We start from the raw sequence: 26,135 nt of genomic DNA, 5'->3' as shown, positions 1-26,135 counted from the left end.
GCGGATGATCAAGAGCGACGCACCTTGTAGCATGGAAAAAATGGCGCGTCATCAGCAATGCACCCGCGCGTGCAGGTCGGCGCGGGAAAACCCGCGCAGCGATGGAAGTGGAATGTTTGCAGACTGGCGCGGCGGGCTGGCGCTGGAGCGCCGCAGGTAGCTGGCCCTGGAGCGCCGCAGGTAGGCTGGCGCTGGAGCGAAGCGAAAGCCCAGCGATGCGCGAGCGCCGCGAGCGCTGGGCTTCCGGCGCGCTTCGCGCGCGGTCAGCGCCAGCCTTCTACGAAGCCTGCATCTGCCCTGAAAGGAGCACCTGCTGCCCGCGCGCGGTGGGCACCGCGCGCAGCAGCGCACCCGCGACCTGCGCCGCGGTGATCGGGCGGTAGTTCGCGGGCACGAGGGGCTTGAGCCAGCGGCCGACCTGCTCGCCGATCTTCTCGCCGCGGCGTTCGGGCTGGCCCAGCGCCGCGCGGTCGCCCACCAGCAGGGAAGGGCGGGCGATGACGAGGCCTTCGAAGCCGAGCCCCGCCAGCGCCTCCTCCAGCTCGCCTTTCACGCGGCTGTAGAAGATGCGCGAGCGGGCATCGGCGCCCATCGCACTCACGAGGCCGATGCGGCGCGCGCCGGCCACCTGCGCGGCGCAGGCGGCGGCGAGATTGGCATCGAAATCGACCGCGCGGAAGGCTGCCTCGCTGCCGGCCGCCTTGATGGTGGTGCCGAGCGCGAGGTAGGCTTCATCGAGGGTGGGCAGCGGCGGCAGCGCCGCGAAGTCGACGGTGTGGACCGTCAGCCTGGGGTGTTGCACCCCGGGCGGGCGGCGGACCAGCGCATGGACCGCCGCGACCGTGTCGTCGGCCAGCAGGCCGCGCAGGAGTTCCCGCCCGACCAGCCCGGTGGCGCCCGCGAGCAGCACGCGACGGCTGGCGGGCGCGCTCATGGCTGCTGGCTCAGCGGCCGAAGTTGCGGGCGGGATTGCCGCCGCGGCCGCGGTTGCGGCGTTCGCCGGCCGCCATGCTGTCGATGCTGGTGCGCGTCGGGTCCGGCTGGCCGCCGGCGCTGACCCGCTTCACGCCGGTCATGTCGCGGCGGCCGGGCAGGTTGGTGCGCAGCGGGTCCACGTTGCGCGGCATGCGGTCGTCGCGGTCCTCGTCGCGCGCGGCGCGCTGGCCGTTGCCGTTCTGGCCGTTGTGGCCGTTCTGGCGGTTGCCGTTGCGCGCGCCGTCGGCGGGCTTCGCGCTGCGTGCGGGGCCGCCCTGAGGCTGTTGCGGCTTGGTGCGGCCATTGCCGTTGCCGTTGCGGGCCGACTGGCCATTGGCGGAACCGCCGTTGGCGTTGCGGGCCGGCTGGCCACCGGCGGAAGCGCCGTTGCCGTTGCGCGCGGAACGGCCGCCGCCGCCCTGGCCCTGCTTGTCCTTGTTCTCGCGGATGCGCTGCATCATCTCGCTGCGCGCCGCCTTGGCCGCGGCGTTCATCACCTCGCGCGAGGGCGGACGGCCCTTGCCGCCCCACAGCACCTGGCGGCCCATGGCGATCGGCTCGGCCTGCTCGCCTGCCTCGGGACCGAAGCCCTCGACCACTTGCACCGGGATGTCCTGCTTGGTGAAGCGCTCGATCTCCTGCATGAAGCCTTCCTCGTCCAGGCAGACCAGCGACACGGCCTGGCCTTCGCGGCCGGCCCGGCCGGTGCGGCCGATGCGGTGCACGTAGTCTTCCGGCACGTTGGGGATCTCGTAGTTCACCACGTGCGGCAGGTCGTCGATGTCGATGCCGCGGGCGGCGATGTCGGTGGCCACCAGGGCGCGGATCTCGCCGCTCTTGAAGCCGGCCAGCGCCTGGGTGCGCGCGGTCTGGCTCTTGTTGCCGTGCAGGGCCATCGCGGTGATGCCCTTCTTGGCGAGGAAGTCGGCCACGTGGTTGGCGCCGAACTTGGTGCGGGTGAACACCAGCACCTGCGACCAGTCGTGCTCCTGGATCACGTGGGCCAGCAGTTCCTTCTTGCGGTTGCGGCCGACCGGATGCACCACCTGCGTGATGCGCTGCACGGTGGTGTTGCGCGGCGTCACCTGGATGCGCTGCGGCTCGCGCAGCAGGCCGTTGGCCAGCTCCACGATCTCGTCGCTGAAGGTGGCGGAGAACAGCAGGCTCTGCTTTTCCTTCGGCACCAGGGCCAGCACCTTCTTCACGTCGTGGATGAAGCCCATGTCGAGCATGCGGTCGGCTTCGTCCAGCACCAGGATCTCGACGGTGGACAGGTCCAGGTGGCCCTGCTGTTGCAGGTCGAGCAGGCGGCCCGGCGTGGCGACGAGGATGTCGACGCCGGCGCGGATGCGGTCGATCTGCGGGTTCATGCCCACACCGCCGAAGATCACCGTGGAGGTGAGCGGCAGGTACTTGCCGTAGGTCCGGACGGACTCTTCGACCTGCGCGGCGAGTTCACGCGTGGGCGTGAGCACCAGGGCGGCGATGCCGTCCTTGCCGAACTTGTTGGTCTTGCCCTGGCCCTTGCTCAGCTTGTGCAGCATGGGCAGGGTGAAGGCGGCCGTCTTGCCGGTGCCGGTCTGGGCGCCGGCCAGCAGGTCGTGGCCCGCCAGCACGGCGGGAATGGCCTGGGCCTGGATGGGAGTGGGAGTTTCGTAGCCTTGCTCGTGGACAGCCTTGAGGATGGCGGGAGCAAGATTCAGTTCGTCAAAATTCATTGGACAACAAAGCGCCATTCCCGGCGCTGGGGCATCGGCCGTTCCGGGCCGCGCGGGCCGGATCCAGTCAAGGCAGATGAGGTCTAGGGGGCGGGAGCCGGCAGGCGTCGGAGCCTGCCTCGTCCCCAGCGAAACGCTGAGCTCGCGGGCAACTGGGGAGCCGCGAGAAGGACGTATTGTCGCATGGATGGCGGCGGCGTGCTCGGCACCGGCGTTGCGCCGGCGCACCGCGCATCGGTTTCAAACCGTCACCGGTCCGGCTGGAAATTGGCGCGCGCCCCCTGCTCACCCATAATCCGGATGAGCACCGCGGGCAATCCCACACATGGCCAAGACAATGAAGCTCCGGCTGGGCGTCTCCGACGATCCCACCGCCCTGCAGCCGTCCCTGAGCGACTGCCTGGGGGCCATGCTGCAACAGGCGGAGCCCCTGGTCGCCCAGGTGCTGCAAGGCCTGGAGCTGGGCACCAGCGCCACCGGCGCGCAACGCCTGCTGGCGCTGCAGGCGCTGCCCGTGAAGGCGGCCATCCAGGAGCTGCGGGCCCGGGCGCCGGCGGTGAAGAAGACCTTCATCGACGAACTCACGCGGCTGGTGTACGAGGGCGGCGGCAAGGACCAGACCGCCACCGAGGTGCTGCGCTTCCAGGACCTGCAACTGTTCGAGGACGACGAGCTCGACCAGAGCATCGAGATCGCGCGCGCCCAGCAGGAAGTCGCCCTGTCGGTGGACGACACGCTGCCGGCGCTGGACGCCCTGATCAGCACGATGCTCGGCTGGCGCACCATCCAGCCCGGGCTCAATCCGCTGCGGCCCGAGGTCTTCGTGCGCGCCCTGCAGCACACGCTGGCCGAGCACGTGCGCGAGGCGAGCACCCGCGAGGCGCTGATCACGCCGGCGGCCGGCCTGCTGGGCGTGCAGCTGCGCAAGCTCTACCGCGAACTGGCGCACTGGCTGCGCTCCACCGGGGTCGAGCCGGCCGTGCCGATCGGCGGGCGCATCAACAAGAGCACGGGCGCCAGCGGTGCGCCGGTGACGGAGACGGTGGCCAAGACGCTGCTGACGCTCGACCGCCTGCGCAAGCTGCTGGCAGGCGACTTCGACCAGCCGCGCAAGGCGGAATTCCTGCACACCCTGCCGGCCTCCATGGCGCTGCTGCAGGACCTGAAGAAAACCGACGAACTGGTCAAGCGGCTGGAACAGCGCAGCAAGCCGGCGCCGGCGGCGGAGCAGCCGGTGGACATGCTGGCCGAGGTGGGCAAGGAGCCCGCGCCCCCGGCACGCATCGGCCAGCAGCTGGGCGAAGAGGTCGTCCGCCTCATGTTCGACAACCTGCTGGACGACCGGCGGCTGCTGCCCTCGCTCAAGCACCACCTGAAGGCCCTCGAGCCCGCGGTGCAGCGCCTCACCAAGGAAGACTCGCGCTTCTTCAGCGACCGCAACCACCCGGCGCGCCAGCTGCTCGATCGCATCGTGCAGCGCAGCCTGGCCTTTGCCTCCGAGGAGGATCCGGCCTGGGCCCGCTTCGTCGACTCGCTGCAGAAGGTCGGCCGCTGGCTGGAGAGCAAGGTGATGGACGCCGACACCTTCGGCGAGATGCTGGACGAACTGCAGGCCCAGTGGACCGAGCAGGACCAGGGCGCGCGCCAGAAGCGCGAGGAAGCGGCGCGCGCGCTGCTGCACGCGGAACAGCGCAACCTGCTGGCGCAGAAGCTGGCGGCCGAATTCACCGCCAGCCTGGACGACCTGGACGTCGCCGATTTCATCCGCGACTTCCTGCGCAATGCGTGGGCGCAGGTGGTGGCCGAGGCGCAGCTCAGTTGCGACGACGGCTCCTCCGATCCCTACGGCTACCGGGCGATGGTCGACGACCTGATCTGGAGCGTGCAGAAGACCACCGCCCAGCGCGGTCGCGCCCGCCGCCTGGTGCAGATGATCCCGGGGCTGCTGCAGCGGCTGCGCGAGGGCCTGGGGCGCATCGGCTATCCGCCGGAGCTGACCCAGCGCTTCTTCGACCACCTGATCACGCTGCACCGCGCCGCGGTGCAGGAAGGCCGGGACCACACCATCCAGGCCGCGGCCGACGCCGCCTGGGCCGAGCCCTCCCAGTTCCCCGAAGGCGCCGAGGAGGATGCGCAGCTCTGGCTGGACGACGAAGAGGCGCAGGAGTCCGGCTTCATCGAGGAGGAAGCCGACCTCGATCCGGGCTACGTGGCCTCGCCCGAGGCGCCGCGCCAGGAGCAGCTGCGGGCGGAGCAGGACACGGCGCGCGTGCGCCCGCTGGCCGGCCGGGCGCCCGAGGCGGTGGCCGAAGCGGCGGTGGCGGGGCCCGAGGACCTGCGCATCGGCGCCTGGGTGGAGATCCGGATCAAGGGCGACTGGGTGCGCGCGCAGCTCACCTGGTGCAGCCCGCATGCGACGCTGTTCATGTTCACCTCCCTCGGCGGCGCCGCGCACTCCATGTCGCGCCGCACGATGGACAAGCTGCGCAGCAACGGCCAGCTGCGGGTGGTGGCCGATCGCCCGGTGGTCGACGAGGCCCTCGACCAGGTCGCCCAGGCGGCGTTGAAGCACAGCGTCGAGCGCCCGCCGCAGGGCTGAAGCAGGCCGAACTCCCGGACGCGACGTGCCGGATTTCGTGATGCGGGATAATCGATGGTTTCCCGCAGAACAGAACTATGGCCCAGTACGTCTACACCATGAACCGCGTCGGCAAGATCGTGCCGCCGAAGCGGCAGATCCTGAAAGACATCTCCCTCAGCTTCTTCCCCGGTGCCAAGATCGGCGTGCTGGGCCTGAACGGCTCGGGCAAGTCGACGCTGCTGAAGATCATGGCCGGCCTCGACAAGGAGATCGAAGGCGAGGCCGTGCCCATGCCGGGCCTCAAGATCGGCTACCTGCCGCAGGAGCCGCAGCTCAATCCCGAGGAGACCGTGCGCCAGGCGGTCGAGGGCGGCATGAGCGAGGTGATGGATGCCAAGAAGCGGCTGGAAGAGGTCTATGCCGCCTACGCCGAACCCGACGCCGACTTCGACGCCCTGTCCGAGGAGCAGCAGAAGCTGGAGGCGATCATCGCCGCCGCCGGCGCCGAGAGCGACCACGAGCACCAGCTCGAGATCGCCGCCGACGCCCTGCGCCTGCCGCCCTGGGACGCGGTGATCCAGAACCTCTCCGGCGGCGAGAAGCGCCGGGTGGCGCTGTGCCGCCTGCTGCTGTCCAAGCCCGACATGCTGCTGCTGGACGAACCCACCAACCACCTCGATGCCGAATCGGTGGAGTGGCTGGAGCAGTTCCTCAGCCGCTTCCCCGGCACGGTGGTGGGCGTCACGCACGACCGCTACTTCCTGGACAACGCCGCCGAGTGGATCCTGGAACTGGACCGCGGCGTGGGCATCCCGTGGAAGGGCAACTACTCCACCTGGCTGGAGCAGAAGGAAGCGCGCCTGGAGGCGGAGCAGAAGGGCGAGGAAGCGCACGCCAAGGCCATGAAGCGCGAGCTGGAGTGGGTGCGCAAGAACGCCAAGGGCCGCCAGTCCAAGAGCAAGGCGCGCCTGGCGCGCTTCGAGGAACTGTCCGACGTCGAATACCAGAAGCGCAACGAGACCAACGAGATCTTCATCCCGGTGGCCGAACGCCTGGGCCACGAGGTGATCGAGTTCGTCAACGTCTCCAAGGGCTTCGGCGACCGCCAGCTGATCGACAACCTGAGCTTCAAGGTCCCCGCCGGTGCCATCGTCGGCATCATCGGCCCCAACGGCGCGGGCAAGTCCACGCTGTTCAAGATGATCGCCGGGCGCGAGCAGCCGGATGCGGGCGAGGTGAAGATCGGCAAGACCGTCAAGCTCGCCTTCGTCGACCAGAGCCGCGACGCGCTGGCCAACGACAAGACCGTGTGGGAGGACGTCTCCGGCGGCCTCGACATCATCACCGTCGGCAAGTTCCAGATGGCCAGCCGCGCCTACTGCGGCCGCTTCAACTTCAACGGCGGCGACCAGCAGAAGAAGGTCGGCACGCTGTCCGGCGGCGAGCGTGGCCGGCTGCACCTGGCCAAGACGCTGATGCAGGGCGCCAACGTGCTGCTGCTGGACGAACCCTCCAACGACCTGGACGTGGAAACGCTGCGCGCGCTGGAAGACGCCCTGCTGGAATTCGCCGGCAGCGTGATGGTGATCAGCCACGACCGCTGGTTCCTGGACCGCATCGCCACCCACATCCTGGCCGCGGAGGACGAGGGCAAGTGGGTGTTCTTCGACGGCAACTACCAGGAATACGAGGCCGACAAGAAGAAGCGCCTGGGCGAGGAAGGTGCAAGGCCGCACCGGGTGCGCTATAAAGCTCTGAAATGACGAGCTGACGCCGCGGCTGCGGCTTCATCCTCGTCCCCCGTGCCTCCCCGCCCAGGCGGGACCGGGACGCCACCCCCGCCGCGGCGGGGTCCGGAACAACGACGAGGAGGGCCCGCCGCGATGCGCGGCACACAGCAGCCGCAGTTCCAGGCGCTCTACCGGGCCTGCATCAAGGACGCCGCCGTCCAGGGGGCGGAGTTGATGCGCTCGACGCTCGCGCGCGCGCTGCGCGAGCTGCCGCAGGCCGCCGCGGCCCTCGGTGACGTGGTCGAACGCGGCTTGCTCCATGAAGCCCTGGACGTGCTGCGCGAGCGCCAGCACACCCTCGTCGAGGATTTCCCGCAGGCGCTGCTGACCGAGTTCGCCCACGCCATCGCCGGCGACCGCGGCTCGCCCCTCAGCTTCGAATCGCTGGCCCTGCTCGGCGACGAGCAGCTGCAGGACAACGCGGACCTGGTGCGCGCCTGCGGCGCGCTGGAGCAGGCCGTGCGGCCGCAGCTGCTGGAACTGGAGCACACGCTGGCGGCGGCGCAGCTCACGCCGGTGGGCGGCGCCCAGCGCCATCCGCTGCGGCCCGAGGTGTACGTGCGCAGCATCTACCGGCTGGCGCGCCAGAGCCCCGTCTCGCCCGCGGTGCGGCGGCGCTGGCTGCGGCACCTGCCGCTGCTGATGGCGCCGGAACTCGCGCGCACCTACGCGCAGATGGCGCAGCGCCTGCAGCCGGAGGAAGCCGCGCAGCGGCCGCAGCAGGCGGTGACGCAGGACGACCTGGACCGCGCCACCCAGCTCACGATCCGCGAGCTGCGCAAGCTGATGGCGGGCGAGGCGGCAGCGGCCGGCGAGGCGGCAGCGGCCGGCGAGGCGGAGGCGGGCGGGGCGGCGCAAGGCGGCGCCGCGGTGTTCGCCGAGACCGAGTTCTCGCACACCGTTCCCGCCGCCCTGCAGATGGTGCAGGACCTGCGCAAGGTCGACCAGCTGATGCTGCAGCTGCGGCAGCGCCAGGCCGCCATGCCGGGGCGCGAGCGCGACAGCCTCGCTGCCTTCCGCGAGGCGCTGCGCCAGCAGGCCCGCCAGCCCGCGCAGGAGCTGGGGCTCGAAGTCGTCCACCTGATGGTGGAGAACCTGGTGGCCGATCCGCGGCTGCTGCCCGGCGTGCGCACCGTGGTGCGCGAGCTGGAGCCGCCGCTGCTGCGGCTGGCGCTGGCCGACCCGCGCTTCTTCAGCGACCGCTCGCATCCGGCGCGCCAGTTGCTGGAGGAGATCACCCAGCGCAGCCTGGCCTGGAGCTCGCCGCACGAGGCGGGCTTTCCCGCCTTCATGGACGCCCTCCAGCAGGCCACCGACGCCCTGCTGGAGGCACGCGCGAGCGGCCCCGAGGCGTTCGAGATCGCACTGCTGGCGCTGCAGGAGGCCTGGGACGAGGCGCAGCCGCGCGGGCGCCGCAACCGCGAACGGGCGGTCCGTGCGCTGATGCGCGCGGAGCAGCGCAACCTGCTGGCCGAGCGCATGGGCCGCGAGATCCTGCGCCGCGAGGAAGCGCAGGGCGCGCCGGCGGAGGCGCTGGCCTTCCTCACCGGGCCCTGGGCCCAGGTGCTGGCCCAGGCGCGGCTGACCAACCTGGCGGCACAGGAGGATCCGGGCGGCTTCGGCTGGGTGGTGAAGACGGTGCTGTGGAGCGTGCAGCCCGCGCTGGTGGGACGCGTGGCGCACCAGCACCCGCAGGTGCTGCAGCGCATCCGCGAAGGGCTCGCGAGCATCGACTACCTGCCTGCCGACACGCAGCGCTGGGTGACCCTGCTGGGGGCCTTGCGCGAACTCGCGCTGTCGGCCGCCACGGGCAGCGCGTCGCGGGTCGCCGAGCCGCGCGGGCCGGAGCGCGTCAGCACCTGGCTGGCGCCGCTGGAAATGCACGAATCCGGCTACGTGCCCGACCCGCCGGCGGCGCCGGCGGCCACTGCGGCGGAGCCCGACGCGCTGCCGGTGCAGGATCTCGCGGTCGGTTCCTTCGTGGATTTGCTGGGCGAGGACTGGGAGCGCTGGCAGCTCACGTGGGCCAGCCCGCACGGCCTGCTGTTCATGTTCACCAACGCCGCCGGCGCCACGCGTTCGATGACGCGCCGCAAGCTCGATCACATGCTGGCGCAAGGCGCCGTGCGCCTGGTGTCCGCGCACCCGGTGGTGGAGGGCGCCCTCGACGCCGTGGCCCGCGCGGCGTGGCGCAACAGCCTCTGAGCTGGCGGGCCATCGCTAGGAAGCGTCGGCCATGCGCCAGCCGCCCTCGACGCGGATCTCGCTGCGCAGCGAATTGGCGATGTAGCAGCGCTCGTGCGCCACCTCGTGCAACTGCCGCACCGCCCCATCGTCGGGAGTGCGCGCGCCCGAGAAGGTGACCTGCGGATGCAGCAGGATCTTCAGGATGCCCTGGCGGCCGAAGCCGATCGGCCCCATCTGCGCCTCCGCGGCGTCGCTGTAGTTGTCCACCACATAGCCCTGTTCGGCGGCCAGCGACAGGAACCACAGCATGTGGCAGCTGGAGGCGGCGGCGACCAGCGCCTCCTCCGGGTCCACCCCTTGCGGATCCGACCAGGGCACGCGCACCGCATGCGGCGAGCTCGATGCACGCACCACCGCGCCGCCGTCGAAGCGCCACGCGTGCGCGCGGCTGTACTGGCCGTCGGTGAACGGCGCCTCTCCGCGGGACCATTCCACGATGCAACCATAAGGGGACATGGCGGCTCCTTGCATAAGCGCATGGTAGTAGCCGTTCACCCGAAAACGCACGAGCTACCACTGAGGCGTGGCGCGGAAAACAACAGCGCTCCGCGCCCGCTTGCATGGTTCGCGCAGCCCCTTGCCTCAGCAGCAGGAACGGCCGCCGCACCCCCTCAGCGCATGAGTTTTTCACAATTAGGGCCCCTGTAGGACGTCACCCCGCCCCCGTCCGAACTTTCTCCGACACGGTCCGTCTGTAAGTCTTGTTTGCAACTTTCGAGCAGGGGACCAGGGAATGAAAGAGCGCGTTACTGCGGGAGCTGTTTCCGTCGCGATGCTGGCCGGCCTGGTGAGCGTGGGGCTCACGGCGTCGGTGGGCAGCTCGCCCGCACCTGTGTCGGACACCCTGGCTCAGCGGTCGCACGCCGGGAAGGTCGCCGAAGCGCCCGCTGCGGCCCAGGCCGTGCAGGTGGCGGCCGCTCCCGCCACCACGTTCGCCTCGGTCAAGCCCAGCTATTACGACCAGCTCCGTGCGCGCCTCAAGTGGCTGCCGGTGCGCTACGCGGGCCAGGCCCTGAAGACGCCCGACGTGCCTTCGCGCCTGCTGCTGGCCAAGGCCGCCGCGCAACACGCCGGCCTGTCGGAAGTGGGGCTGAGCTACCGCGACGTGTACGGCATCATCAACGCCGAAACGTCCTGGATCCCGCGCATGGGCGCGAGCAAGGACGGCACGCCCAACCTCGGCATCGCGCAGTTCGAGCCGGCCACCGCCAAGGCCGTCGGCCTGACGGACCCCACCGATCCGGTGCAGGCCGTGCACGCGCTGGCCGTGCACCTGAAGGACGCGGCCAAGTGGAGCGCGAAGCGCATCTCCGGCCTGAAGCTCTCGCCCGAGCAGTACGCGCTGAAGCTGCGCGAGGGCGTGTCGATCTACTACAACCTGTCGTCCAAGGGCCGGGCGGCCTGGAACGGCCGCAACACCAAGAAGCTGCCGATCGAGACGCGGCGGCACATCGCGAACGCGCGCATCGGTGCGCGCGAAGCGGCGGAGCTGGATGCGCAGCTGGCGCAACTGCGCGGCCGGATGGCGAATCCGGGCATGATGACCGCGGCGTTCGGGCGCGGCGACTGAGGACGAACTGCAGCAACAGCCGGACGCAAAGAACGCAAAGGTTCCGCAAAGGACGCAAAGAAAACCCCGAGGATTTCTTTTGCGTCCTTTGCGTATCTTTCGCGTCCTTTGCGTCCGGCTGTTTGGTTTTTGACCCCTACAGCCCCGCCGCCTTCCTGCGCACCACGTCGATGTTGTTGCGCAGCGCGTAGAGCTCGTCGGCATACGACAGCGGCACGCTGATGCGGCCCACGCGCTCGTCGAGTTCGTCGAGTTCGCGCACCACTTCGCCCGCCTGCTGCGGCTCCGCGTGCAAGCGGTTCTCCAGGTCGCGCAGCTGGCCGTACCAGCGGAACACGCGCGAGCGGATGCGGAACTGGTACAGCGGCGGGACGATCCGCGACAGCGGCAGCAGCACCGCGATGATGATGCCCAGCACCAGCCACATGCGCTCCACCAGGTTGGCCAGCCAGAAGGGCAGCCAGCGTTGCAGGAAGGGCTTGCCGGAGCGGTAGGCGCGCTCCGCCTCGCTCGACACCGGGTATTCGCTGTGCTCCGTGTTGGGGAAGCTGCCGGCGCGGTTGAACCAGCCGGCGGGGCTGTGCAGGTCGCGCGCCGCCTGCGCGAACAGCTGCAGCAGCGCCGGATGCGTGCCCTCGCGCGCCAGCAGCGAGGTGGTGGTCGACACCAGCCGGATGTCCTGCGGCGGCAGGTCCTTGGCGAGGTCGACGATGCCGCGCGGCAGCACCACCGGGGTCAGGAAGGGGAAGCGGCGCGAATAGGCGTCGCTCTGCGCGAAGTCCATCAGCTTCACACCCGGCGTCTGCAGCAGCATCTGCACCATCAGCGACTCGGGCGCGGAGGCGAACACGATCGCATCCAGTTGCCCATCGAGCAGGCCCATGGTGGCCGCCGTCTGGTCCAGCCGGGTGAGCTTGAGCCGCGACGGATCGAGCCGGTTGGCTTCCAGCAGCCGCCGCATCAGGTTGGGCGCGCCGCTGCCGCGGGAGCCGATGTTGACCCGCAGCTCCTTCAGCTGCGTGAGCGACGCGAGCGTGCCGCCGGGGATCTCCTTGACGGAATCCTCCCGGTAGAACAGCCACACCGGCTCGAGGAACAGGCTGCCCAGCGAGACGATGCCGCTTTCCTCCGTGGCGCTGCGCTCGCTGCCGCCGCCCTGCACGAAGCCGAGGTCCGCCTTGCCGCCGCGCAGCAGCCGCAGGTTGCTGGGCGAGCCGTCGCTGGACACCAGCACCACGTCGATGCCATAGGCCTTGAGCGCCTTCTGGTAGCGCTTGCCGAATTCCTCGTAGGCGCTTTGCGCCGGGCCGGTGGCCAGCGTGACCTTCTTGGGCGGGTTGGGGTCCAGCCACCAGTACGACAGCACCAGCAGTCCGACCGCGAGCAGCGCCACCGGACCGGCCGAGATCAGCAGGTCGCGCAGGGACAGCAGCGTGTGGCGCAAGATCCGCACCGGCCTCATCCGAGCTCGCCGCACGCGGGCAGCTGCAGGTCGCCGACGCGGATGCCGCGCGCGGCACGCACGGCCCGCAGCACCGCGAGCGCGCAGGCCTCGGCCGCCATGGTGGCCAGCGTCATCATGCCGGGGCTGCGGCCGCTCGCGCCGGTGCCGAGGGCGAACAGCGTGTCGCCGTCGAACAGCGTGTGCGCCGGGTTGATGGTGCGCGCCAGCCCGTCGTGCCCGGCGGTCGCGAGCCGCGCGGCCTGCGCCTTGGTGACCACGGCGTCGGTGGCGATCACGCCGATGGTGGTGTTGGTGCCGGCCAGCACCGACTGCGCCAGCTCGCCGCGCAGCAGGGCGCGCCGCGTGTCGAGCAGCTGCGTGCCGTCGGCGCTGCGCGCGCCGGCCAGCAGCCGGCCGGTGTCGGGATCGACCACGTCGCCGAGCGCATTCACGGCCACGATCGCGCCGACGGTGACGCCGTCGACGGTCACCGAGGCCGAGCCGATGCCGCCCTTCATGCCGCGCTGCAGGCCGAACACCTTGCCCACCACGGCGCCCGCACCGGCACCCACGTTGCCTTCTACCGGCGGCTGGCGCGACGCGGCCTGGCAGGCGGCATAGCCGGCGGCGGCGTCCGGCCGGATGCGATGGTCGCCCAGCGGCAGGTCGAACAGCACGGCCGCGGGCACGATGGGCACGCGCGCGGGGCCGACGGCCAGGCCGATGCCCTGTTCGTCCAGCCAGCGCATCACGCCGCTGGCGGCGTCCAGGCCCCAGGCGCTGCCGCCGGAGAGCAGCACCGCGTGCACGCGCTCCACGGTGTTGGCCGGCTGCAGCAGGTCGGTCTCGCGGGTGCCGGGGGCGGCGCCGCGCACGTCGACGCCGGCCACGGCACTGCCGCGCGCCAGCACCACCGTGCAGCCCGTGGGGCGGCGCGCGTCGGTGCAGTGGCCGACCTCGATGCCCGCCACGTCCGTGATGGAGGAAGTCATGGCGGGATTATGGTGGCCGCGTTCCAGCTCGGCCGCGGGCAGCGGCATCCGCGCAACGCCCGATCCCTTGCGCGGTCATCCGAACTACCATCCGCGGGATGGGCCCGACACGAACAACTCTACCGGTCATCGCCTACTTCTCGATGGAGATCGCCCTCGAGGAGGGCATTCCCACCTACAGCGGCGGCCTCGGCGTTCTCGCGGGGGACATGATGCGCAGCGCCGCCGACCTCGGCGTGCCGATGGTGGGCGTTACGCTCGCCAGCCGCGCGGGCTACTTCCGGCAGGAGATCCAGGACGGCGCCCAGGTCGAGCGGCCGGAGCACTGGGATCCCGCCCTGCGCTGCCGGCGCCTGCCGTACAAGGTGGTGGTGCGTGTGGGCAGCCGCGACGTGTGGCTCGGCGCCTGGCAGTACGACGTGCCCTCGGCGCGGCGCGCGCAGATGGGCGTACCGGTGATCCTGCTCGATACCGACCTGCCGGAGAACAACGAGGAAGACCGCACGCTCACGCACTGGCTGTACGGCGGCGACACGACGTACCGGCTGCGGCAGGAGATCGTGCTCGGCGTGGGCGGCGTGCGCATGCTGCGCACCCTGGGCCTGCGGGTGCAGAAGTACCACCTCAACGAAGGCCACTCGGCGCTGCTGACGCTGGAGTTGCTGCGCGAGCTCGGCGCCGCCGAGGCGAGCGGACCGCTGCTCGACGAAGCGATCCAGGACGTGCGCCGCCATTGCGTGTTCACCACCCACACGCCGGTGGAAGCGGGGCATGACCGCTATGCCTACCCGCTGGCCGAACAGTGGCTGGGCGGCCTGGTCGATCCGCGCATCCTGCGTTCGCTGGGCGGCCCGGAGCGGCTGAACATGACGCGGCTGGCGCTCGCCACCTGCGGCTGGGTGAACGGCGTCGCGGGCCGCCACGCGGAGACCTCGCGCGCCCTGTTCCCCGGCTACGAGGTGCACGCCATCACCAACGGCGTGCACGCGCAGCGCTGGACCTCGGAGGCGTTCCAGGCCCTGTACGACCGCTACATCCCGCAGTGGGTGCACGAGCCCGAGCTGCTGGTGCGCGCGCTGCGCATCCCGCAGGAGGAGATCGCGTCGGCGCACAACCAGGCCAAGCAGTCGCTGCTGGATTCGGTGGCGGGGCTGGAGGGCGGCGCGCGGCTCGACCCGATGCACTTCACCATCGGCTTCGCGCGCCGGATGACGGACTACAAGCGGCCCGGCCTGCTGTTCTCCGACCTCGAACGCCTGCGCGCGATCGCGCGCCGCTTTCCCTTCCAGGTCATCGTGGCGGGCAAGGCGCACCCGCACGACCAGCCCGGCCACCGCCACATCGAGCAACTGCACCTGTGGGCGCGCGAACTCGCCGGCACCATCCCGGTGGTGTTCGTGCCCGACTACCGGCTGGAGGTTGCGCGCCGCATGGTGGCGGGCGTGGACCTGTGGCTCAACACGCCGCAGCCGCCGCTGGAGGCCTCGGGCACCAGCGGCATGAAGGCCGCGCTCAATGGCGTGCCCAGCCTCAGCGTGCTGGATGGCTGGTGGATCGAAGGCTGGGAGGAAGGCATCACCGGCTGGGCCATCGGTACCGACACCGGCGAGCAGGATGCCCACCGGCATGCGGCTTCGCTGTACGAAAAGCTGGAGCAGACGGTGCTGCCCACGTTCTACGAGCAGGGGCCGGCGTGGTCGATGATCATGAAGTCGGCCATCGCGCGGAATGGCTCGTATTTCAACAGCCACCGGATGATCCGGCGGTATGCGTCGGAGGCGTATTGGGGGTGACGTAAGCGCTGGGCTTCGGGCCTTGCCGCGGCTCTCGCCGCGGCAAGGCGCTCAGCACCAGCCTGCGAGAGGCGAGCAGTTGCGGAGTTTGCGTGGGCTGGTGCTGAGCGCGCGATAGCGCCGAAGCCCAGCGATTTCTTCACCCCGCCACGGCGCGGCAAGCCGCCGCGCACCTGCGGCACGCCTCGGCGCACTGCTGGCAATGGTCCATGTCGTGCTCGGCGCACTCGTCGCCGCACACTTCGCAGATGTCCGCGCACAGCCGGCAGACCGCAGCCACGTGGTCGCTGCCGCCGGCCATGAAGGAGATGGCGAGCTGGCAGATCTGCGCGCAGTCGCTGTCCAGCGCGATGCAGCGCACCATCTGCTCCACGTGCGCTTCCTGCAGGCAGCAGGCCGCGCAGTGGTTGCAGGCGACGACGCAGGCATGGCAGGCGGCGATGCAGTCCTGGTACTCCTCGTACTTCTCGTGCGACATGGCGGTCTCCTTGCTGCGCGCCAGTCTACGCCTGCAGCCTCGTTGACGAGGGTCAATCCGGCCGGTTCGTGCCACGCGCAATCTGTCGAGGAGAGGACACCATGCGACTGAGCTTTCTCGGAGCGGCCGGCACCGTGACCGGCTCCAGGTACCTGCTCGAGCACGAGGGCCGGCGCGTGCTGGTGGACTGCGGCCTGTTCCAGGGCCTGAAGCAGCTGCGGCTGCGCAACTGGGACCTGCTGCCGCTGCCCGCGCGCGACATCGATGCCGTGCTGCTGACCCACGCCCACATCGACCACAGCGGCTACCTGCCGGCGCTGGCCAAACAGGGCTTCCGGGGCAACGTGTTCACCACGCATGCCAGCGTCGAACTCGCCCGCCTGCTGCTGCCCGACTCCGGCCACCTGCAGGAAGAGGACGCCTTCTACGCCAACCGGCACGGCTTCTCCAAGCACCATCCGGCGCTGCCGCTCTACACCGAGCAGGATGCGCGCGCGGCGCTGCGGCTGCTGCGGGCCCGGCCTTTCGGCGAGGCTTTCGAGCCGGTGCCGGGCCTCACCATGCGCTTCAGTCCCGCCGGCCACATCCTCGGCGCGGCCAGCGTGCACGTGGCCTGGAAAGGCGGCTCGGTGCTGTTCTCGGGCGACCTCGGGCGCGACCACGACCTCGTGATGCCGCCGCCGGCCGCGCCGACCGCCGCCGACTGGCTGGTGCTCGAATCGACCTACGGTGACCGGCTGCATCCGGCGGAGGACGTGGCCGCCGTGCTGGCCGAGACCGTCCGGCGCACGGCAGCGCGCGGCGGTGTCGTGATCGTGCCTGCCTTCGCCGTCGGGCGTGCGCAGGCGCTGCTGTACCTGCTGGCGCAACTCAAGGAGGCCCGCCGCATCCCCGACCTGCCGGTGTTCCTGAACAGCCCGATGGCGGCCGACGTGACGGAGATCTACCACCGCTACCGCGACGAGCACCGGCTGGACGCGCGGCAATGCGAGCTGATGTGCCGCTCCGCGCGCGTGATCAACACCGTGGAGGAATCGCAGCAGCTCAACGACCTGCGCTTTCCGGCCGTGATCGTGTCGGCGAGCGGCATGGCCACCGGCGGGCGGGTGGTGCACCATCTCAAGGCCTTCGCGCCGGACCGCCGCAACACCATCCTGCTGGCGGGCTACCAGGCGGCGGGCACCCGCGGCGCGGCGCTGGCGGCGGGCGCGCACGAGATCAAGATCCACGGCGGCTACGTGCCGGTGCGGGCCGAGGTGGTGAGCCTCGGGTCCCTCTCCGCGCATGCCGACCGCGAGGAGTTGCTGCGCTGGGCCGGGCGGCTGCCGCGCGCCCCGCGGCGCGTGTTCCTCACCCATGGAGAGCCGCTGGCGGCCGACCGGCTGCGGCTCGCCATCGAGGAGCGCCATCGCTGGCCCTGCACGGTGGCGGAGCACCTGCAGTCGGTGCCGCTGGCGCTGGCGGAAGGCTGAGGCGCGATGCACATCGCCGGCCGGCTGCTGCGGATCAACCTGGCCCTCTGGGGCCAGCTGTTGTGGTGGATCCTGGTCCAGGTGGGTGTGCTGCGCACGCACGAGTCGCCGGCGCGGCGCCTGGCCTGCCTGCTGGAACGGCTCGGCACCACCTTCGTGAAGCTGGGGCAGGGCGTGAGCCTGCACCGCGAGTTCCTGCCCGACGACTACGTGCACGAGCTGCAGCGGCTGCAGGACCACGTGGAGCCTTTCGATGCCGCGCTGGCGCGCCGCGAGGTGGAGCGCTCGCTGGGTCCGATCGGGCGCGTGTTCGCGTCCTTCGAGGCGCAGCCCTTTGCCGCCGGCTCGATCGCGCAGGTGCACCACGCGACGATGCCCGACGGCCGCGCGGTGGTGGTCAAGGTGCGCCGGCCCGGCATCCGCCGCACGATGGAGCAGGACATCCGCATCCTGCGCTGGTTCCTGCGCAGCGTGCTGTGGCTGATCCCCTCGGCGCGCCGGCTGCGTCCCTTCGAGCTGGTCGACGAACTGGCGCGCAACCTGGTGCGCGAGATCGACTTCCGCCAGGAGGCGATCAACACCAAGCGCTTCGGCGAGATCTTCCGCGGCTCGCCCGAGATCCGGGTGCCGGCGGTGATCGACGGCCTCTGCACCGGGTGGGTGATGGTGCAGGAGATGGTGCCGGGCCGCCGCATCGACGACCCCGCGCTGGCCGCGCAAGGCCCGCGGCTGGCCCGCGCGCTGGTGGAGGCCTACCTGTGGATGTTCTTCCACGAAGGCGTGTTCCACGCCGATCCGCATCCCGGCAACCTGCTGGTGTGCGAGGACGGACGCATCTGCCTGCACGATTTCGGCCTGGTCGGCTTCCTGGACCGCGGCACGCGGCTGAACCTGGTCGCCTTCATGCTCGCCTTCGCGCAGCAGGATGCGGATTGGGTGCTGGACGCCTTCCTGGACCTCGGCGTGCTGGCCGGCCACATCGACCGCCAGGACCTGCGCATCGGGCAGGAGGAGATCATCCGCGACTACGCGCGCCGTCCGCTGGGCGAGTGGTCCTTCGCCGAGGTCTTCCTGCGCGTCACGCGCATGGGCCACGGCCACAGCATGCGCATGCCGCACCACCTGCTCGTGCTGATGCGCGCGATGTTCCTGATGGAAGCCAACGTGCGCCGGCTCGACCCCGGGTTCAACCTGGTGCAGGGCCTGTTCACGCGCGCCGGCGCCGTGATGCGCGAGGCGGAGAAGGCCAACGCCGTGGTGCCGGTGGACCGCCTCAAGTTCGAGTCGCTGCTGCTGGCGCGCCAGGGGCCGCGCAACCTCGGGCGCATGGTGCACGAGCTGCGCGAGCTGGCGCAGGGCTTCGAGGCCCGGGCCTGGCGCGACGAGCACGCCCGCCCGCGCCACGACCCCTCGCGGCGCCTCGCCGCCGCGGTGACGGCGCTGGGCCTCTACATGGCGTCGGCCTGGCTGCTGGTGCAGCACCCGGGCGGCGCCGAAGCGATGGGCCTGCCGCTGCTGCCGACGGTGGGCTTCGCCTTCGCGGGGCTGCTCACCTGGTCTTGCGTGCGGAAGTAGGCTGGTGGTGGACCGCGCCGCAGGCGCGCATGAACCCCAGCGCTTCGCGCAGCGCCGGGCTTTCGCTAGCGCTCCAGCGCGAGCCTACTTGGCGGGCTCGATGTGCGTGACGACCAGCGCGCCCTTGTCGGACTCGGCGTGGAAGCGCACCTTGTCGCCGGCCTTCAGGCTCTTGAGCTGCTCCGGCCTGGTGGCGCGGAACACCATGGTCATGGCGTCCATGTCCAGGTTCGCGATGCGCTCGTGCTTGATCGTGACCTTGCCGCCGGCCGCATCGACCTTGCGCACTTCACCGGCCGTGAGCGCCGCCTCGCCGGCGGCCCAGGCGCCGGAAACGGCAGCCAGCGCCAGGGTGGCGGCGGCCAGGATACGGATTCGATGGTTCATTGCTTGCCCCTCTCTCGGTTCTTGCGTTGCGTACTCGACGGACGGCGCCGCGCCGGCGCCGACCTGGGATGGATTGGATTGTCCGCCATCGGTTCCATCCGGCCCGCCAGCGGCTTCATTCCGCCGCGGCGGCGAGCGCCGATGGCTGCACGACGGCTTGCGCCCGGCGCTGCTGCCGCCGCAGCTCCCACTCCTTGACCAGCCCATACAGGGCGGGGATCACCACCAGGGTCAGCACGGTGGAGGAGATCATGCCGCCGACCATCGGCGCCGCGATGCGGCTCATCACCTCGGAGCCGGTGCCGCTGCCCCACAGGATCGGCAGCAGGCCGGCCATGATGGCCACCACGGTCATCATCTTGGGCCGCACGCGCTCCACCGCGCCCTCCATGATGGCCGCATACAGGTCCGCCACCCGCGGGCTGCGCGCCTCCACGGCGCAGCGCTCGCGCACCGTGTTCCAGGCGTGGTCCAGGTAGATCAGCATCACGACGCCGGTCTCCGCCGCCACCCCCGCCAGCGCGATGAAGCCCACGGCCACGGCCACCGACAGGTTGTAGCCCAGCGCCCACATCAGCCACACGCCGCCCACCAGCGCGAACGGCACCGAGAGCATCACGATCAGCGTCTCGGTGAGGCGGCGGAAGTTCAGGTACAGCAGCACGAAGATGGTGAGCAGCGTGATCGGCACCACGATCTTCATGCGCTCGATGGCCCGCTCCATGTACTCGAACTGGCCGCTCCAGGTGGCGTAGTAACCGGGCGGGAACTTCACCTGGTCCGCCACCGCCTTGCGCGCCTCGGCCACGTAGGAGCCGATGTCGCGGTCGCGGATGTCGACGAAGATGTAGGCGGACAGCAGCGCGTTCTCGGTGCGGATGCCGGGCGTGCCGCGCACCACCTGCACGCGCGCCACCTGCCCCAGCGGCACCATGTTGCGGCCGTCCATCGTCGGCACCAGCACCTCGCGCTCGATGCGCTGCGGCGTGGAGCGCAGCTCGCGCGGATAGCGCACGGTGACGCCGTAGCGCTCGCGCCCTTCCACCGTGGTGGTGACCATGTCGCCGCCCAGCGCGGTGCCGATCACCTCCATCAGTTCGCCCACCGAGAGGCCGTAGCGCGCCAGCTGCGCGCGGTCCGGCTCGATGTCGAGGTAGGAGCCGCCGGTGATGCGTTCGGCGAAGGCGGAGGTCGTGCCCGGCACCGTCTTCACCACCGCCTCGATCTGCTTGGCCAGCTTCTCCATCTCCGCCAGGTCCTTGCCGAACACCTTGATGCCGATCGGCGTGCGGATGCCGGTGGAGAGCATGTCCAGGCGGGCCTTGATCGGCATGGTCCAGGCGTTGGAGAGGCCGGGGAACTGCAGCGCCTTGTCCAGTTCGGCGATCAGCTTGTCGGTGGTCATGCCGGGCCGCCACTGGGATTCGGGCTTGAGGTTGATCACCGTCTCGAACATCTCCACCGGCGCCGGGTCGGTGGCGGTGGCGGCGCGGCCGGCCTTGCCGTACACCGAGGCCACCTCGGGGAAGCTCTTGATGATCTTGTCCTGCGTCTGCAGCAGCTCGCCGGCCTTGGTGATCGACATGCCGGGCAGCGAGGCCGGCATGTACAGCAGCGTGCCTTCGTTGAGCGTGGGCATGAACTCGGTGCCGAGTCGCATCGCCGGCCACAGCGTGGCGGCCAGCACCAGCAGGGCGGCCAGGAGGGTCGCCTTCTTCCACCGCATCACGGCGGCGATGATCGGCCGGTAGCACCAGATCAGGAACCGGTTCACCGGGTTGCGCGCTTCCGGCATGATGCGCCCGCGGATGAACAGCATCATCAGCACCGGCACCAGCGTCACCGACAGCAGCGCCGCGCCGGCCATCGAGAAGGTCTTGGTGTAGGCGAGCGGCGAGAACATGCGGCCTTCCTGCGATTCCAGCGTGAAGACGGGCAGGAAGGAGACGGTGATGATCAGCAGCGAGAAGAACAGGGCCGGCCCCACCTCCTTGCAGGCCTCCAGCATCGCCGTCGCGCGCTGCGCCCTGGTGTGCTGCGCGGGCAGCCGCTCCAGGTGCTTGTGCGCGTTCTCGATCATCACGATCGCCGCGTCCACCATGGCGCCGATGGCGATCGCGATGCCGCCCAGGCTCATCAGGTTGGAGTTCATGCCCAGCAGGCGCATGGCGATGAAGGCGACCAGCACGCCCACCGGCAGCATCAGGATGGCGACCAGCGCCGAGCGCACGTGCAGCAGGAACACCACGCACACGGCGGCCACGATCAGGCTTTCCTCCAGCAGCGTGCGCTTGAGCGTGTCGATCGCGCGGTAGATCAGGTCGGAGCGGTCGTAGACCGCCTCGATCGTCACGCCCGCCGGCAGGCCGGAGGAGATCTCGCGGATCTTCTCCTTCAGGTTGCCGATCACCTCGAGCGCGTTCTGGCCGTAGCGCGCCATCGCGATGCCCGAGACGACCTCGCCCTCGCCATCGAGTTCGGCGATGCCGCGGCGCTCGTCCGGGGCGAGCTCCACCCGCGCGATGTCGCGGATCAGCACCGGCGTGCCGCCGTCGCTCTTCACCGCGAGCTGCTCGATGTCGGCCGGCCCGCGCAGGTAGCCCTTGCCGCGCACCATGTACTCGGTCTCGGCCATCTCCACCACCCGGCCGCCGACGTCGCGGTTGGAGTCGCGGATCACCTGCGTCACCTTGGACAGCGGGATGCCGTAGCTGCGCAGCCTGGCCGGGTCCACCGTCACCTGGTAGGTCTGCACGAAGCCGCCGATGGAGGCGACCTCGGCGACGCCGTGCGCCTTGGTGAGCTGGTAGCGCACGAACCAGTCCTGCAGGCTGCGCAGCTCCGCCAGCGTGCGGTCCTTGGCCAGCACCACGTACTGGTACACCCAGCCCACGCCGGTGGCATCGGGCCCGAGCTGCGGCGCCACGCCGCGGGGCATGCGGCCGGAGGCGAAGTTCAGGTACTCCAGCACCCGGCTGCGGGCCCAGTAGATGTCGGTGCCGTCCTCGAAGATCACGTAGACGAAGGAAGCGCCGAAGAAGGAGAAGCCCCGCACCACCTTGGACTTGGGCACCGCCAGCATGGCGGTGGTGAGCGGATAGGTGACCTGGTCCTCCACAACCTGCGGCGCCTGGCCGGGGTACTCGGTGTAGACGATGACCTGCACGTCGGAGAGATCGGGCAGGGCGTCCAGCGGCGTCTTCACGACCGCGTAGACGCCCGCCAGCACCACGAACAGGGTGGCGAGCAGGACCAGGAAGGGATTGCGTCCCGACCAGGCGATGATCTTGGCCAGCATGGCGCGCTCCTAGCGGTGCCCGTGGGCCGCGGCGGCCGGCGCGATCGAGGTGATCACCCATTCGCCCGGCTGCCGCTCGACGAACTCGAACGCGACTTGCGTCCCCGGCTTCAGGCCGCGCAGCAGCGCCTCGTTGGCCACCTTGAACTCCATGGTCATCGCGGGCCACTTCAGCGAGGCGATCGGGCCATGTTCGAGGCTGACGGTGCCGGCCTTCGCGTCGATGGCATCGACGCTGCCCTCGCCCTTGTGGCCGGCGCCGGCGGACTTGCCGGCGGCCGCGGCCGCGGGCGCGGCGCCGTCGGCGCCGAGCGCCGGCGTGCCGTGCCCCTGGTGGCCGCCGAGCGAATGCACCGCCGCCTTCAGGTTGCTTTCGGCATCGATCAGGAAGTTGGCTGCCACCACCACCTGCTCGCCTTCGCGCACCCCTTCGAGCACCTGCACGTAGGCGTCGCCGCGGGCGCCGAGGCGCACCTCGCGCGGGTCGAAGCGGCCTTCGCCGGCCTGCACCAGGACCACGCTGCGGGTGCCGCTGTCGATCACGGCCGAATCGGGCACCGTGAGCACCGGCCGCGGGTCGCCGGAGGGCAGTTCCACCTGGGCGAACATCGCCGGCTTGAGCAGGTGGCCGGGGTTGGGCAGCTCGATGCGCACGGGCACGGTGCGGGTCTCGGCCTTCAGCGTGGGATAGATGTAGGAGACGGTGCCGGGGAACGTGCGCTCGGGATAGGCGTCGATGCGCACCGTGGCGCGGGCGCCGGGCCGCATGGCGGCGATGTCCTGCTCGAACACGTCGGCGATCACCCAGACGGCGCCGAGGTCCGTCACCTGGTACAGCATCTCGCCGGGCATGAAGCGCATGCCCTGCACGGCCTTCTTCTCGGTGACGATGCCGCCCACCGGCGAGCGGAAGGTGACGGTGCGGCGGGCTTCGCCGCTGCGCGCGAGCGCCTCCACCTGCTCGGGCGGCAGGTCCCAGTTGCGCAGCCGCGCCAGGCTGGATTCGGCCAGCTGCTTCATGCCCGCGGCGGCGTCGCTGCCGGCGCCGGCCAGGGCCCGCATGCCTTGCACGGCGATCGCGTATTCGCGCTGGGCCGAGACCAGCTCGGGGCTGTAGACCTCGAACAGCGCCTGCCCGCGCGCCACCGGCTGGCCGGTGGCGTTGACGTGCAGCCGTTCGACGTAGCCCTCGAACTTGGCCGTCACGGTGGCGACGCGGCGCTCGTCCGGCTCCACCCGGCCGCTCGCGCGCACGATGCGCGCCAGCGGCCGCATGGCCGCTGCCTCCACCCGCACGCCGAGCTTCTGCACCTTGTCGGCGCTGATGCGCACCTGGCCGGCGGGGGCCGTGCCCGGGTCCGCGTCCTCGCCTTCGTAGACCGCGATGTAGTCCATGCCCATCGGGTCCTTCTTGGGCGTGGGCGAGGTGTCGGGCAGCCCCATGGGATTGCGGTAGTAGAGGATCTTGCGCTGGGCCGGGCCGGAGGCCACGGGCCCCGCTGCGCTCGCCTGCGCGCTGCCGCCGGCGCCTGCCTGCTGGCGCGCTTCCCACCAGCGGCCGCCGGCGATGCCGGCCACGGCCATGGCGAGGACGAGGGGAATGACGATCGTGTTCCTCACAGCGCTTCTCCCAGGGTGCGTTCGATTTCCGCGATGCGCATCTGCTGCTCGGCCTGCGTCTTCAGCAGGTCCAGCCGCGCCTTGCGGGCCTGGCGCTGGGCTTCCAGCAACGTGGCGAAATCGACCTTGCCGTTCTCGTAGGCGGCCACGGCCGACTGCAGCACCAGCTCCGACTGCGGCAGCTGGCGGGTCGCGATCAGGGTCTCGTTGCGGCGCGCCGCCTCCAGCGCCGAGAGCTGTTCGTCCAGGTCGGCGGCGGCCTGCGTGGCGGCGGCTTCGAGCCGCGCGCGCGCCGCGTCGACCATCGCGGCGGCCTCGCTTTCCTGCGCCCGCCGCGCACGCTGCTGCAGCGGGATGTTCACTTCCACCATCACGCCCCAGGTGGTCAGGCGCGAACCCATCTGGCTGGGCGAGATGCCGACGTTGAAGTCGGGATAGCGGTTGCGCAGGGCGAGTTCGCGGTTGGCCTGGGCGGCCTGCAGGCGCGCGGCCTCGGTGCGCACGGCGGCGTTGCGCTCGCGTACGCGCGTGGCCAGCGCCTGCGGCTCGAGCGCGGCGGCGGCCACGACGGGCAGCGCGCGCGGCTCGGCCAGCCCGGCGCCGGCGGCGCGTCCGAGCAGGGCGTTGAGCCGCGCCTGCTGCTGCCGCTTCTCGTTGGCCACGGCGATCAGCTCGCTGCGAATGGCAGTCTGTTCGAGCTGGGCGCGGATCGCGTCCTGCTGCGGCGCCAGGCCGCCCGCGTAGCGCGTCTGCGCCACTTGTTCGAGTTGCACGACGAGCTCCAGCAGCTCGCCGGTGATGCGTTCGTTCTGCGCCGCCAGCCAGTACTGCGCGAAGGCGGCGCGCAGCTTCATCGCCTGTTCGGCCCAGGTGGCGGCGCTGCGGGCCTCGGCCTGGCGCGCATCGGCCGCCGCGGCGTCGCGGCGCAGGTCGCGCTTGCCGGGCGCCGGGATCATCTGCATCAGCGTGTACTTGGTCTCGCCCACCTTCGACGGCAGCAGGTTGAAGCCGGCGTCGTTGCCGAAGTTGTTCACGTTCATCAGCTCGACCCGAAGCACCGGATCGGGCAGGGCGCCGGCCGGCTGCACGCGCTGGGCTGCGGCCTGCGCCTCGTGCTGCATGGCGGCGAGTTCGGGGTTGTGCTGGCGCGCGTAGTCCAGCAATGAGGGCAGGTCGGCGCCGAGCGGGCCGGATTGCGCCGGGGCCCAGGCCGGCCAGGCCAGCGCGATGGCGAGGCAGCTCGCGCGCAGCCAGGAGCGGCTGCAGGGGGAAACCATGTCAATCTCCGTGAGGCGGAATGCGGCCTCGGGCCGCGGGGCGGCCAGCCTTTCAGCCGGCCGCAGGGCGTGCGGACACGCCAGGCGCTACAGCGCCAGCCTCAGGAAGAAGATAGTGATGTCGTCGCCACCGCCGCCGCGGTCGGGCGGGTCGGCCGGCCAGCCGGCCGCCTCGGCGGCGGGCTCCCAGGCAAGTACGGCAAGCACCACCGGCGCCGGCAGCGCCGCGTCCGCCTGCACGGCCGGGACGCTGACCGCGACGGGCTCGGTCCAGGCTTCCATGGCCTTCATCTCGGCACAGCAGTCCTCGCAGCCGAGGTCGACCTTGGAGGTGCAGGCGTGCGCGAAGGCCACGCCGGAGGCGAACAGCCACACCAGCAGCACGAGGGCTGCGAAGCGCGGAAGCCGTTGGCGGAGCGTGGACATGGGTGGGACCGGTTGCACCCGATCATAAGCGGGCGCGGCCCCTTTCCCTTGACACCCGTCAAGCGCGGCCCCGCGCCGCCGGCGGACGTCCTAGCATCCGCATTCGCCAGCAGGGGAGATCCGCATGACGAACGACGCAACCAAGGTGGCCGTGGTCGGCGCCGGCCGCGTGGGCAGCACCTTCGCCTACACGCTCGCTGCTTCGGGGCTGGTGCGGCAGATCGTGGTGGCCGATGCCGACCTCGGCCGGGCCGAGGGCGAGGCCATGGACATCGCCCAGGCCGTGCCCTTCCACCGCCCGGTGCGCGTGACGGCGGGCGGCCTGGCCGCCACGGCCGGCGCTGCGCTCACGGTGATCACGGCCGGCGCCGCGCAGCAGCCGGGCGAGCCGCGCACCGCCCTGGTCCAGCGCAACGTGGAGGTGCTGCGCGGCATCGTCGAGGCGGTGGTGCGGGCCAATCCGCAAGGGCTGCTGCTCGTCGCCACCAACCC

19 protein-coding genes are annotated in these 26,135 nt (G+C 71.0%); 8 read left to right on the top strand and 11 right to left on the bottom strand.

Translation table 11 applies throughout. The features are described from left to right. Positions 1–277: 277 nt before the first annotated feature. Together VFM98_RS16435 and VFM98_RS16430 are read right to left on the bottom strand one after the other, a co-directional pair. Positions 278–934, bottom strand: a complete 657-nt coding sequence (locus VFM98_RS16435; RefSeq protein ID WP_325110977.1) for an NAD(P)H-binding protein — start codon at positions 932–934, stop codon at positions 278–280. Positions 935–944: 10 nt separating this feature from the next. Then, complete coding sequence (locus VFM98_RS16430; RefSeq protein WP_325110976.1) at positions 945–2,693, bottom strand: DEAD/DEAH box helicase; 1,749 nt, start codon at positions 2,691–2,693, stop codon at positions 945–947. A gap of 325 nt (positions 2,694–3,018) precedes the next feature. On the opposite strand from VFM98_RS16430, the gene VFM98_RS16425 reads away from it, so the two are divergent. The 3 genes from VFM98_RS16425 to VFM98_RS16415 all read left to right on the top strand — a co-directional run bounded on the left by VFM98_RS16425 (position 3,019) and on the right by VFM98_RS16415 (position 9,269). Continuing rightward, positions 3,019–5,292 carry a DUF1631 family protein gene (locus tag VFM98_RS16425; RefSeq protein ID WP_325110975.1) on the top strand — a complete coding sequence of 758 codons (2,274 nt, stop codon included), beginning with the start codon at positions 3,019–3,021 and terminating at the stop codon, positions 5,290–5,292. A gap of 77 nt (positions 5,293–5,369) precedes the next feature. Continuing rightward, positions 5,370–7,037 (top strand): energy-dependent translational throttle protein EttA, encoded by a 1,668-nt coding sequence (ettA, locus tag VFM98_RS16420; RefSeq protein ID WP_325110974.1) that lies wholly within the window; start codon positions 5,370–5,372, stop codon positions 7,035–7,037. A gap of 120 nt (positions 7,038–7,157) precedes the next feature. Beyond that, positions 7,158–9,269 carry a DUF1631 family protein gene (locus VFM98_RS16415; RefSeq protein ID WP_325110973.1) on the top strand — a complete coding sequence of 704 codons (2,112 nt, stop codon included), beginning with the start codon at positions 7,158–7,160 and terminating at the stop codon, positions 9,267–9,269. Positions 9,270–9,284: 15 nt separating this feature from the next. Here the strand turns inward: VFM98_RS16415 and VFM98_RS16410 are convergent, their stop codons facing one another. Further along, positions 9,285–9,767, bottom strand: coding sequence for an OsmC family protein (locus VFM98_RS16410; protein WP_325110972.1), 483 nt, complete (start codon positions 9,765–9,767; stop codon positions 9,285–9,287). Positions 9,768–10,044: 277 nt separating this feature from the next. Between VFM98_RS16410 and VFM98_RS16405 the strand changes: the two genes are divergently transcribed. Then, positions 10,045–10,881: a hypothetical protein gene (locus VFM98_RS16405; protein ID WP_325110971.1), complete on the top strand. Its 837-nt coding sequence runs from the start codon at positions 10,045–10,047 to the stop codon at positions 10,879–10,881. Between the two features lie 136 nt (positions 10,882–11,017). On the opposite strand, the gene VFM98_RS16400 is transcribed toward VFM98_RS16405, so the two are convergent. Together VFM98_RS16400 and VFM98_RS16395 are read right to left on the bottom strand one after the other, a co-directional pair. Continuing rightward, a complete protein-coding gene (locus VFM98_RS16400) occupies positions 11,018–12,343 on the bottom strand; it encodes a TAXI family TRAP transporter solute-binding subunit (protein ID WP_325110970.1) in 1,326 nt (441 codons plus the stop codon). Beyond that, entirely contained in the window at positions 12,340–13,317 is a 978-nt protein-coding gene (locus VFM98_RS16395) for a P1 family peptidase (protein WP_325110969.1), read from the bottom strand. The genes VFM98_RS16400 and VFM98_RS16395 overlap by 4 nt, the downstream gene beginning before the upstream one ends. A gap of 98 nt (positions 13,318–13,415) precedes the next feature. On the opposite strand from VFM98_RS16395, the gene glgP reads away from it, so the two are divergent. Continuing rightward, positions 13,416–15,110, top strand: coding sequence for an alpha-glucan family phosphorylase (gene glgP, locus VFM98_RS16390; protein WP_325110968.1), 1,695 nt, complete (start codon positions 13,416–13,418; stop codon positions 15,108–15,110). A gap of 139 nt (positions 15,111–15,249) precedes the next feature. Here the strand turns inward: glgP and VFM98_RS16385 are convergent, their stop codons facing one another. Beyond that, complete coding sequence (locus VFM98_RS16385; protein WP_325110967.1) at positions 15,250–15,588, bottom strand: four-helix bundle copper-binding protein; 339 nt, start codon at positions 15,586–15,588, stop codon at positions 15,250–15,252. A 101-nt stretch (positions 15,589–15,689) separates the two neighbouring features. On the opposite strand from VFM98_RS16385, the gene VFM98_RS16380 reads away from it, so the two are divergent. After that, entirely contained in the window at positions 15,690–17,060 is a 1,371-nt protein-coding gene (locus VFM98_RS16380; protein WP_325110966.1) for an MBL fold metallo-hydrolase, read from the top strand. A 6-nt stretch (positions 17,061–17,066) separates the two neighbouring features. Continuing rightward, a complete protein-coding gene (locus tag VFM98_RS16375) occupies positions 17,067–18,635 on the top strand; it encodes an ABC1 kinase family protein (RefSeq protein ID WP_325110965.1) in 1,569 nt (522 codons plus the stop codon). An 84-nt stretch (positions 18,636–18,719) separates the two neighbouring features. Here the strand turns inward: VFM98_RS16375 and VFM98_RS16370 are convergent, their stop codons facing one another. The 5 genes from VFM98_RS16370 to VFM98_RS16350 form a co-directional block, all read right to left on the bottom strand. Continuing rightward, positions 18,720–19,022, bottom strand: a complete 303-nt coding sequence (locus VFM98_RS16370) for a copper-binding protein (RefSeq protein WP_325110964.1) — start codon at positions 19,020–19,022, stop codon at positions 18,720–18,722. A 115-nt stretch (positions 19,023–19,137) separates the two neighbouring features. Beyond that, complete coding sequence (locus VFM98_RS16365) at positions 19,138–22,320, bottom strand: efflux RND transporter permease subunit (RefSeq protein ID WP_325110963.1); 3,183 nt, start codon at positions 22,318–22,320, stop codon at positions 19,138–19,140. Between the two features lie 9 nt (positions 22,321–22,329). After that, complete coding sequence (locus VFM98_RS16360) at positions 22,330–23,940, bottom strand: efflux RND transporter periplasmic adaptor subunit (protein ID WP_325110962.1); 1,611 nt, start codon at positions 23,938–23,940, stop codon at positions 22,330–22,332. Then, positions 23,937–25,217 (bottom strand): TolC family protein, encoded by a 1,281-nt coding sequence (locus VFM98_RS16355; RefSeq protein WP_325110961.1) that lies wholly within the window; start codon positions 25,215–25,217, stop codon positions 23,937–23,939. The genes VFM98_RS16360 and VFM98_RS16355 overlap by 4 nt, the downstream gene beginning before the upstream one ends. Positions 25,218–25,304: 87 nt before the next feature. Beyond that, positions 25,305–25,643 carry a hypothetical protein gene (locus VFM98_RS16350; protein WP_325110960.1) on the bottom strand — a complete coding sequence of 113 codons (339 nt, stop codon included), beginning with the start codon at positions 25,641–25,643 and terminating at the stop codon, positions 25,305–25,307. A gap of 124 nt (positions 25,644–25,767) precedes the next feature. Here VFM98_RS16350 and VFM98_RS16345 point away from each other — a divergent pair. Beyond that, positions 25,768–26,135: lactate/malate family dehydrogenase (locus tag VFM98_RS16345; protein ID WP_414709040.1), on the top strand; the 368-nt coding region annotated here is incomplete at its 3' end.

Origin of the sequence: Ramlibacter sp. (genome assembly GCF_035706265.1) — a bacterium.
Taxonomy (GTDB): domain Bacteria; phylum Pseudomonadota; class Gammaproteobacteria; order Burkholderiales; family Burkholderiaceae_C; genus Ramlibacter.
The sequence above is the reverse complement of the archived record's forward strand: the minus strand, read 5'-3'. Positions and strand labels throughout refer to the sequence as shown.